9 protein-coding genes are annotated in these 8,464 nt (G+C 45.5%); 4 read left to right on the forward strand and 5 right to left on the reverse strand.

Annotated elements, in window-relative coordinates; genetic code table 11:
- Window positions 1–394: 394 nt before the first annotated feature.
- The 3 genes from DHX103_RS16090 to DHX103_RS16100 all read right to left on the reverse strand — a co-directional run bounded on the left by DHX103_RS16090 (window position 395) and on the right by DHX103_RS16100 (window position 2,469).
- Window positions 395–658, reverse strand: coding sequence for a GlsB/YeaQ/YmgE family stress response membrane protein (locus DHX103_RS16090; protein ID WP_422123222.1), 264 nt, complete (start codon window positions 656–658; stop codon window positions 395–397).
- A gap of 89 nt (window positions 659–747) precedes the next feature.
- Window positions 748–1,290: a cysteine hydrolase family protein gene (locus DHX103_RS16095; protein ID WP_422123223.1), complete on the reverse strand. Its 543-nt coding sequence runs from the start codon at window positions 1,288–1,290 to the stop codon at window positions 748–750.
- 327 nt (window positions 1,291–1,617) lie between these two features.
- Window positions 1,618–2,469: a site-specific integrase gene (locus tag DHX103_RS16100; protein WP_422123224.1), complete on the reverse strand. Its 852-nt coding sequence runs from the start codon at window positions 2,467–2,469 to the stop codon at window positions 1,618–1,620.
- A 320-nt stretch (window positions 2,470–2,789) separates the two neighbouring features.
- On the opposite strand from DHX103_RS16100, the gene DHX103_RS16105 reads away from it, so the two are divergent.
- The 4 genes from DHX103_RS16105 (at window position 2,790) to DHX103_RS16120 (ending at window position 7,325) form a co-directional block, all read left to right on the forward strand.
- Entirely contained in the window at window positions 2,790–3,296 is a 507-nt protein-coding gene (locus DHX103_RS16105; protein WP_422123225.1) for a DinB family protein, read from the forward strand.
- Between the two features lie 125 nt (window positions 3,297–3,421).
- Window positions 3,422–6,136, forward strand: a complete 2,715-nt coding sequence (acnA, locus tag DHX103_RS16110) for an aconitate hydratase AcnA (RefSeq protein WP_422123226.1) — start codon at window positions 3,422–3,424, stop codon at window positions 6,134–6,136.
- A 462-nt stretch (window positions 6,137–6,598) separates the two neighbouring features.
- Window positions 6,599–7,039 (forward strand): acyl-CoA thioesterase, encoded by a 441-nt coding sequence (locus tag DHX103_RS16115; protein ID WP_422123227.1) that lies wholly within the window; start codon window positions 6,599–6,601, stop codon window positions 7,037–7,039.
- Complete coding sequence (locus DHX103_RS16120) at window positions 7,023–7,325, forward strand: hypothetical protein (protein WP_422123228.1); 303 nt, start codon at window positions 7,023–7,025, stop codon at window positions 7,323–7,325. Before DHX103_RS16115 ends, DHX103_RS16120 begins: the two co-directional genes overlap by 17 nt.
- An 86-nt stretch (window positions 7,326–7,411) precedes the next feature.
- On the opposite strand, the gene DHX103_RS16125 is transcribed toward DHX103_RS16120, so the two are convergent.
- Together DHX103_RS16125 and plsY are read right to left on the reverse strand one after the other, a co-directional pair.
- A complete protein-coding gene (locus DHX103_RS16125) occupies window positions 7,412–7,696 on the reverse strand; it encodes a HesB/YadR/YfhF family protein (protein ID WP_422123229.1) in 285 nt (94 codons plus the stop codon).
- A 41-nt stretch (window positions 7,697–7,737) separates the two neighbouring features.
- Window positions 7,738–8,328, reverse strand: a complete 591-nt coding sequence (plsY, locus tag DHX103_RS16130; RefSeq protein ID WP_422123230.1) for a glycerol-3-phosphate 1-O-acyltransferase PlsY — start codon at window positions 8,326–8,328, stop codon at window positions 7,738–7,740.
- Window positions 8,329–8,464: the final 136 nt, after the last annotated feature.

An 8,464-nucleotide genomic window follows, 5' to 3' on the forward strand; every position in this document is an offset into this window, starting at 1 on the left:
GCTCGCGCTGAGCTAACTCGGTCTCGTTTCACTTCGCCCGAGTGGATCTTGCACTTCGTCGGCATTCGCCTGCTCCCCGGGGCGTCTTCGCTGTTTTGCTCCATATCTCAGCTCTTTTTCTATAAAGGAATAGACGTTTAGGTGTGTTGTATGTGAGAAGGTGAACACTTGCATTATCAGCACAGAACAGAATGAAGCGGCAGGCGGCGACTCCATCGGGAACCAGAGCTAGTCCTGAGACCCCGCAGGGAGCGAAGCGAGCGAGGAGGCTCAGGCAGCTCCCCGAGGAAAGCGTCCGCCTAGAGCGAAATGATTGGAGAAGTTGTCAGTTTCTCGACAGCCAGAAAAAAGAGTGGACAATGTGTCCACTCTTTTTTGATCCTTCATTTAATTATTAGCGGTTGCGGTTTTTTCTGCCCATTGAACCAAGAATCAGGCTCAATACGAATACAAGAACCAAAGCACCGATCAATGCGGGAATAATGTAAACATCCCAAATTTCTGGACCCCAATCTCCGAGGATCAGGCTACCCAGCCATGCTCCGATAATACCTGCGATAATGTTGCCGATGATACCACCTGGAATATCTTTACCTAAAATTAGTCCTGCTAGCCAACCGATGATACCGCCCATGATTAAGAATAAAATAAAGCCCATCGTTTTCCATCTCCTTTTTAAATAGTTATAAGTGCTACACTACAGATATAACCTATTTCGGGAAATTCAAAACATCGGCCAGGAAAAATTTATAAAACTTCTGCACCCAAGGAATTGCTGAAATGCCGCAATGCCCAGTCATGGCCTTCGGGATCAAAGCTTGCGACGGCCTCTTTATGGATGACAATTTTGAACCCTTTGTTATAAGCGTCGACAGCTGTGTGCAGGACACAGATGTCCGTGCAGACGCCGATAATGTGGAGTTCTTCTATATTCCGTTCACGCAGCAATAATTCAAGTGAAGTACCGGCAAAGGCGCTGTATCTGGTCTTATCCATCCAGACGATTCGATCCCTATTGGCTTCATGCAGCCCTTTCAATTTTCCGTATAATTCCCGGCCGGCGGTTCCCCGGATGTTATGAGGGGGGAATAGTTTGTGCTCCGGATGAAGGACGTCCCCTTCTTCGTGAAGATCGACCGGCATCACCACAAAATCTCCGCGCTCAAGAAATTGGTCGGTGATTCCACAAATTGCATCTTCAATGGCCTGACCAGGTTTGCCACAGGTCAGGCTGCCGTCATCAGCTACAAAATCCACCGTATAATCCACAACCAGTAAAGCTTTCTTCATCAAAACCCCTCCTGAAATCGTTACTTTATAAGATAAGTATACCCGATAATGCCTAAGCAGGCGTTATGTATTGAAAGAAAACTGAATATTCGGTATAATAAAAAGAAAAGAGAGGGTGAAACCGCATGCAATACGAAAATTTCGAGCGTCTGAACAGACAGGGAATGTGGTTTGTGATCATCCACACCATTGTAGTTTTCAATTTGACATTGAATTTCGGTTTCTTCTCTTTATAGATGGGAGGAGAAAAAAGGTATCAGGGAATCGAATATGCAGTATATTGAAAAAGCCCGCTGAGAAACGAATAATCTCAGCGGGCTTTTTCAGTTATTTTTTCAAGCGCTGTAATGAATCTTTCAGGATCCGGGAAGCTGAATCGAGAGACACTCCGAGAATCTCCTGAATTTCCTCCAGGTTCTTCTGTTCTTCGGAATAGAGATAATGGACAAAAGCAAAACGGATGTCCCCTGAACGCATCGGCACACCGATAAAAGCAGACAGCGCTTCCGTGTAATCGGACAGGGAGCCCATCTGGAACATGGTGTATTCGTTATTCACTTTGGAAGACAGAAGATAGGGCGTTCCACGGAAAATGGCGCGTTCGATGCCTTCCAGCAGCACGGTGATTTCCTTGCCGGTGAAATCAATGCGGCTCATATAACCGTCTTTTTTTTCAAAGGCGAGCGTCAATTTATGGCCTTTGTCTTCAAAATTGCTGATGTCGATTGCAGCCATGTCCCGAAGGCGCAGCCCCCGCATATAAAGGATATAGAGAATCTTGGCATTCAATGACAGCTGATCCGTAGCAAGGACAGCTTCTTTTTTTTCGAGCAATGTGCCATAATCCAGATGAATATCCGGGGGAGTCAGGTCCAGCTTTTCGGAAAACTTGAATTTCGGCATGAAGTCGACGGGAATCCGCCCGATGCGCCACATATAATCGAACCATTGGCGGATAAAAATGATCTTCCTGTTCAACGTACTGTCCTTGATGCCGGTGGCACGCTGTTCCTGCAGAAATTTCTGGATATCCGCGGGACGAATTTCATGCGGTTCAATGCGCCTGTTATATTGCCGGGTGAGGAAAGCGAAAAGGGAATGGATCAACTGGACTTCATGGACGACCGTATTCGGACTGATACCATTTTGCAGCCGATATTTTTCATAGCCATAGGGCATCTCGGTTCACCTCTGCTCCTGTATTTACTGAAAATTATACCATATTCATTGAAAAAGAGAACGTACTTTCCCGTACGGAAGAAAAGGAAGGGATTTCTGCTCCTGTAAGTAGAAATTGCGCAGGAATTTATTTAAATGATATATTTCCTTGAATATTTTTATACATAAGGTCATATCAGAAAATTCAAAACATGTCGACAAGAAAATTGGAATCGTTCATACTTATAATGATGGAAGCAATGAAAAATAGTGAGTTGTACCTGAGAAAACAGGGTATGGAATGATTAAGGCTGGCTATTTAAACTGAAAGGGGAGTTCAGATGTTCAAAGAGGACAATGAAAAGATCAGAAAACGCCTGCTGGAAACAGCAGAAAGGTTTACTGATGATCAATTGAATCATAAGCCAGCAGTGGGAACATGGTCGGCGATGCAGATCCTGGATCATCTTCAATTGATGGAAAAGGTCATTGCAAGAAACATAGCCAAAGAATTGGAGCGGGAAACCAGTAAAAAAGCGATGAAAAAGCCGATTCAACTGACTGTCAGCAGAACCATCAAAGTCGATGCGCCTTCCTATACACAGCCATCAGACGAATTTATTGACTTAGCTGCCATGAAAGCCAGGCTGCAAGCATCGCGCACCCAACTGAATCAGCTTTACGATAACGCTTCAGGTGACGCGCTGAAATCCAAATCAATGCCGCATCCCGTTTTCGGGAATGTGCCGCTGATCCAATGGTTCCCATTTGTAGGGCTCCACGAAAAACGGCATTTGAAACAAATGGAAAGCTTATTAAGCAAAATCAATGGACAACCCAAAGAGTAATTAGAAAAACTTATCACATTCCATAATTTTAATGTAATTTACTTATGCATGGGATTTCGTTATGATGGTATTGGAGAAAAGAACTATATTAGGCCTTTTCAGAAGATTCAAAGGAGGAACATCACATGGCAAAAAGCAGTTTGCACAACAGCCGTACTTCTTTTGAGCTAAACGGCAACACATATAATTACTATCGTTTAGCTGCATTAGAAGAAGCAGGAATCGCGAAAGTATCACGCCTTCCTTATTCAATCAAAGTTCTATTGGAATCCGTATTGCGTCAGCATGACGGCTATGTAATCAAAGATGAGCATGTCGAAGAATTAGCAAAATGGGGCAAAAACGCCAACAAAGAAGCAGAAGTTCCATTTAAACCATCCCGCGTAATTTTGCAGGATTTCACTGGAGTACCAGTTGTAGTTGATTTGGCAGCATTGCGTTCAGCTATGTCAAAACTTGGCGGAGACCCGGACAAGATCAACCCGGAAATTCCAGTTGACCTTGTCATTGACCACTCTGTACAAGTAGACAACTACGGAACAGAAGATGCACTTCGCATCAACATGGAATTGGAATTCGACCGCAACGCGGAACGTTACCAGTTCTTGAACTGGGCACAAAAAGCTTACGACAACTACCGTGCAGTGCCACCGGCTACAGGGATCGTTCACCAGGTTAACCTTGAGTATCTGGCGAATGTTGTTCATGCAGTTGAAAACGGCGACGGTACTTTTGAAGCGTTCCCGGATACATTGGTCGGAACGGATTCCCATACAACAATGATCAACGGTATCGGCGTACTTGGATGGGGCGTTGGCGGCATCGAGGCGGAAGCCGGAATGCTTGGACAACCATCTTATTTCCCAATTCCTGAAGTTATCGGTGTGAAAATGACTGGCGAATTGCCAAACGGCGCGACTGCGACGGATTTGGCACTTAAAGTCACTGAAACATTGCGTAAAAAAGGCGTAGTAGGTAAATTTGTCGAGTTCTTCGGAACAGGCGTTACGACATTGCCACTAGCTGATCGTGCAACGATTGCGAACATGGCTCCGGAATACGGCGCAACTTGCGGTTTCTTCCCGGTTGATGAAGAAGCATTGAACTATATGCGTCTGACTGCTCGTTCAGAAGAGCAAATTGCGATCACGAAAGAATATCTGAAAGCGAACGACATGTTCTTCACAGTAGAAAACGAAGATCCGATTTACACAGACTTGGTTGAAATCAACCTTTCTGAAATCGAACCAAACCTTGCAGGACCGAAACGTCCACAGGATTTGATTCCGTTGTCTGCGATGAAGACAGAATTCAACAAAGCCGTTACTGCTCCTGAAGGACCACACGGTTTTGCGCTTAACGATGCTGAAATCGCCAAAACAGCAACTGTAGATTTCAAAGACGGACGTTCCGTTGAAATGACAACAGGTTCATTGGCTATTGCTGCAATTACATCTTGTACAAATACATCGAACCCGTACGTTATGCTCGGTGCTGGTCTTGTCGCGAAAAAAGCGGTTGAACTTGGCCTGACTCCTCCGGCATATGTGAAAACATCACTTGCGCCAGGTTCGAAAGTTGTAACAGGTTATTTGCAGGATTCAGGATTGCTTGATTCCTTGAACCAGATCGGCTTTAACCTTGTCGGATACGGCTGTACAACTTGTATTGGGAACTCGGGTCCATTGCTTCCTGAAATCGAAGATGCGATTCTCGACAACGACTTGCTTGTGTCTTCTGTTCTTTCAGGAAACCGTAACTTTGAAGGACGTATCCACCCATTAGTAAAAGCCAACTACCTTGCGTCACCGATGCTCGTTGTTGCTTATGCACTTGCAGGGACAGTGGATATCGATTTTGAAGTGGATCCAATCGGACAGGACAAAAACGGCAACGATGTCTTCTTCAAAGATATCTGGCCAACAACTGCCGAAATCAAAGATGTTGTTCATTCAACAGTTACTCCAGAATTGTTCCGCAAAGAGTACGAGCATGTATTCAGCGAAAACGAAGCTTGGAACGCGATTGAAACAAATGACGATGCACTATATGATTTCGATGAAAATTCAACATATATCCAAAACCCGCCGTTCTTCGAAAACATGTCGACTGAACCGGCACCGATCCAGCCATTGGCAGATTTGCGCGTAGTTGCAAAATTTGCGGACTCGATCACAACTGACCATATTTCACCAGCGGGCGCTATCGGCAAAGATACGCCAGCAGGCAAATACTTGCGTGAAAACGGCGTGGATCCACGCAATTTCAACTCGTATGGTTCTCGTCGCGGTAACCACCAGGTTATGATGCGCGGAACATTCGCCAATATCCGTATCCGTAACCAGGTAGCACCAGGAACAACTGGCGGCTACACAACTTACTGGCCAACGGGTGAAACTATGGCGATTTACGATGCAGCCATGAAATATCAGGAGCAAGGCACTGGCCTGGCAATCCTGACAGGAAAAGATTACGGCATGGGCTCTTCACGTGACTGGGCTGCTAAAGGGACATTCCTCTTGGGCATCAAAACGGTCATCGCTGAAAGCTACGAGCGGATTCACCGTTCAAACCTTGTCATGATGGGCGTTCTGCCACTTCAATTCCTGAATGGTGAAAGTGCTGATTCGCTTGGTCTTACTGGCCACGAATCAATCTCAGTCAACTTGTCGGATAACGTGAAACCGCGTGACATCCTGAAAGTTACAGCTACAGCGGAAGACGGCAAAGTGACAGAATTCGATGTCCTTGCACGTTTCGATTCTGAAGTTGAAGTTGATTACTATCGCCACGGCGGTATCCTGCAAATGGTGCTTCGCAACAAATTGTTGGAAGTATAATCTCAGAACCAAATAGAAAAACGAAAAGGCTGCCCTCGGGCAGCCTTTTTAAGTTTGTTGATAAATAAAAATGAAAACCGATATTCCGCAAAACAGCTCGCTTGCCTGGGGGCTTGCGCTGAGCTAACTCGGTCTCGTTTCACTTCGTCCGAGTGGATCTCAGCACTTCGCTTGGTCCCCTGGGCGTCTTCGCTGTTTTGCTCCATATCTCAGCTCACTTTCTACCAAGGAATATACGTTCAAGTGTGTTGTAAACAAGAAAGTAGAAACTTCCATTCTGCATAGAACAGAATGAAGCGGCAGGCTGCGCGAGGCAAAGATGTGCCCCTGCATCGCTCCGCTAGCTTCGAGACATTAAAAGAGATGCAGCGAAGCGGATGAAGTTGACGATGAAACTCAACAGCCTTTCCTTTAGAATTTTACTACCGGATTCTGTATACTTACGGTAGAGGTGAAACTGGCATGCATATCAGTGAAAAAGAAATAGAAATCCGCTACGCGGAAACAGATCAGATGGGGGTCGTCTATCACGCCAATTACCTGGTGTGGCTCGAAATCGGCAGAACAAAATTGATTGAAGACATCGGTTTCACCTATGCGGAAATGGAGGCCCAGGGCTATTTGTCCCCGGTAACCGATATTTCCATCCAATACAAGGCCGCATTGCGCTACGGACAGAAAGCTGTCGTGAAAACCTGGGTGGAAGAACACGGCCGCCTGCGGACGATCTATGGCTATGAAGTGCTGCACGAAGACGGAACCTTGGCGGCAAAAGCAACATCAGAACACGTCGTGGTGAAGAAGGAAAATTTCCGTCCGGTTTCTTTAAAGAAGATTTACCCGGAATGGCACGAGAAATACGAGGAAATCAAAAAGAGGGAAGAATATGGCGTTCGGAATTAAAAGAACTGAATTGAACCGTTGGAAGCTTGAAGTGGAAGCAGGCAATATTTCGTTTCTGACCCATTATTGGATCGACGACCGGTTTCCCGGCTGCAGCACCGTGACAAAAGTCGGCTGCTGTGACCTGGATAAATTGAAGGATTGGGGACTGCAATACGGGCTAAGGCCTGAATGGCTGGATTTGCGCGGAAACTATCCGCATTTTGACCTGTTTGGTGATCGGCAGAAATCTATTCTGGAAGCAGAAAATATGCTCAATCAGCTCCATAAGCTCGAAAAAAAATAGAACTGCTCAAGCCAAACACGGAAAAAATTCCAAATAAAAAAAGCCGGAAAGGAGAGTCAACTCTTCTTTCCGGCTTTTTTACTTCTTTATTCGTAGGAATAATCCAATTCATCGAGTTCATCATTGACACTTACTGTGAGATCGTGGCTGTCGAAATACCAGAGATCTTTCTGTTCAACAAAGTAAATGACTTTGTCCTTCTTGACTTCAGCAGCCGTTTCATCGGGCTGATCTTTCGTCACGCCCAGCGAAAACCCGGGTTGCAGCCCGGCCCCACCGAAACGCACGTAAAACCTGACCGCTTCACCTGCTGCGACTTCCATTTCTTCCTGGAACCATTTGAAAGCATCTTCACTGATTTTAATTTCCATCAAGCTACACGTCCTTTCAGATTACAGGTTGTAAACCGGTGTTACCACTTGATTTTCGGTTCTGTGCCCGCCCGGATTCGCGAAATATTGGCACGGTGGCGGTAAAAGATAAATGTCGCCAGCACCAGAATGACAGCAAGGAATGGATAATCTCCCGTGTTTACAGCATAGATGATGGCATAAATAACAGCAACTACTGCAAGGATCATCGATGCCAGGGAAACCATTTTAGTGATTTTCAGGCCGATAAGAAGAACAGCTACAGCAACGATGAATAGGGGCCACTGGTAGCCCAGCAGAATGCCGCCGGAAGTGGCGACAGCTTTGCCGCCTTTGAATTTCGCAAACACCGGGTACATATGACCGACGACAGCGATAAGCCCCAATGCAAGCGGGTGGACATTCGTATCGATGAAGAAGGGAAGGAGGGTTGCCGCAGTGCCTTTTAAAATGTCCAGGATGGTGACAATCAGACCTGCAGTCTTGCCAAGTACCCGGAAGGTGTTGGTGGCGCCAAGGTTTCCACTGCCTTTGGTGCGGACATCGGTATTATAAAATATTTTGCCGACCCATAATGCAGAAGGGATCGAGCCAAGTAAGTAGGCCAATAACACAGGAAGCAATATTTCCATAACAGACTCCTTTTAATCTCTCTATTTAGTATTCTAAGTTTAACACGCTAAAACTTCTTTAAACAATACTTGCAGGATTTTTATGAAACAGCGAGAATATCATGTATGATAGAATAAAAAGGATAGGTGATCCTCT

It is taken from the genome of Planococcus daihaiensis (genome assembly GCF_049262615.1).
Classification (GTDB): Bacteria; Bacillota; Bacilli; order Bacillales_A; family Planococcaceae; genus Planococcus.

Coding starts and splice junctions, on each gene's coding strand:
- DHX103_RS16090 (WP_422123222.1), bottom strand. CDS start 658: ATGGGCTTTATTTTATTCTTAATCATGGGCGGTATCATCGGTTGGCTA.
- DHX103_RS16095 (WP_422123223.1), bottom strand. CDS start 1,290: ATGAAGAAAGCTTTACTGGTTGTGGATTATACGGTGGATTTTGTAGCT.
- DHX103_RS16100 (WP_422123224.1), bottom strand. CDS start 2,469: ATGCCCTATGGCTATGAAAAATATCGGCTGCAAAATGGTATCAGTCCG.
- DHX103_RS16105 (WP_422123225.1), top strand. CDS start 2,790: ATGTTCAAAGAGGACAATGAAAAGATCAGAAAACGCCTGCTGGAAACA.
- acnA (WP_422123226.1), top strand. CDS start 3,422: ATGGCAAAAAGCAGTTTGCACAACAGCCGTACTTCTTTTGAGCTAAAC.
- DHX103_RS16115 (WP_422123227.1), top strand. CDS start 6,599: ATGCATATCAGTGAAAAAGAAATAGAAATCCGCTACGCGGAAACAGAT.
- DHX103_RS16120 (WP_422123228.1), top strand. CDS start 7,023: ATGGCGTTCGGAATTAAAAGAACTGAATTGAACCGTTGGAAGCTTGAA.
- DHX103_RS16125 (WP_422123229.1), bottom strand. CDS start 7,696: ATGGAAATTAAAATCAGTGAAGATGCTTTCAAATGGTTCCAGGAAGAA.
- plsY (WP_422123230.1), bottom strand. CDS start 8,328: ATGGAAATATTGCTTCCTGTGTTATTGGCCTACTTACTTGGCTCGATC.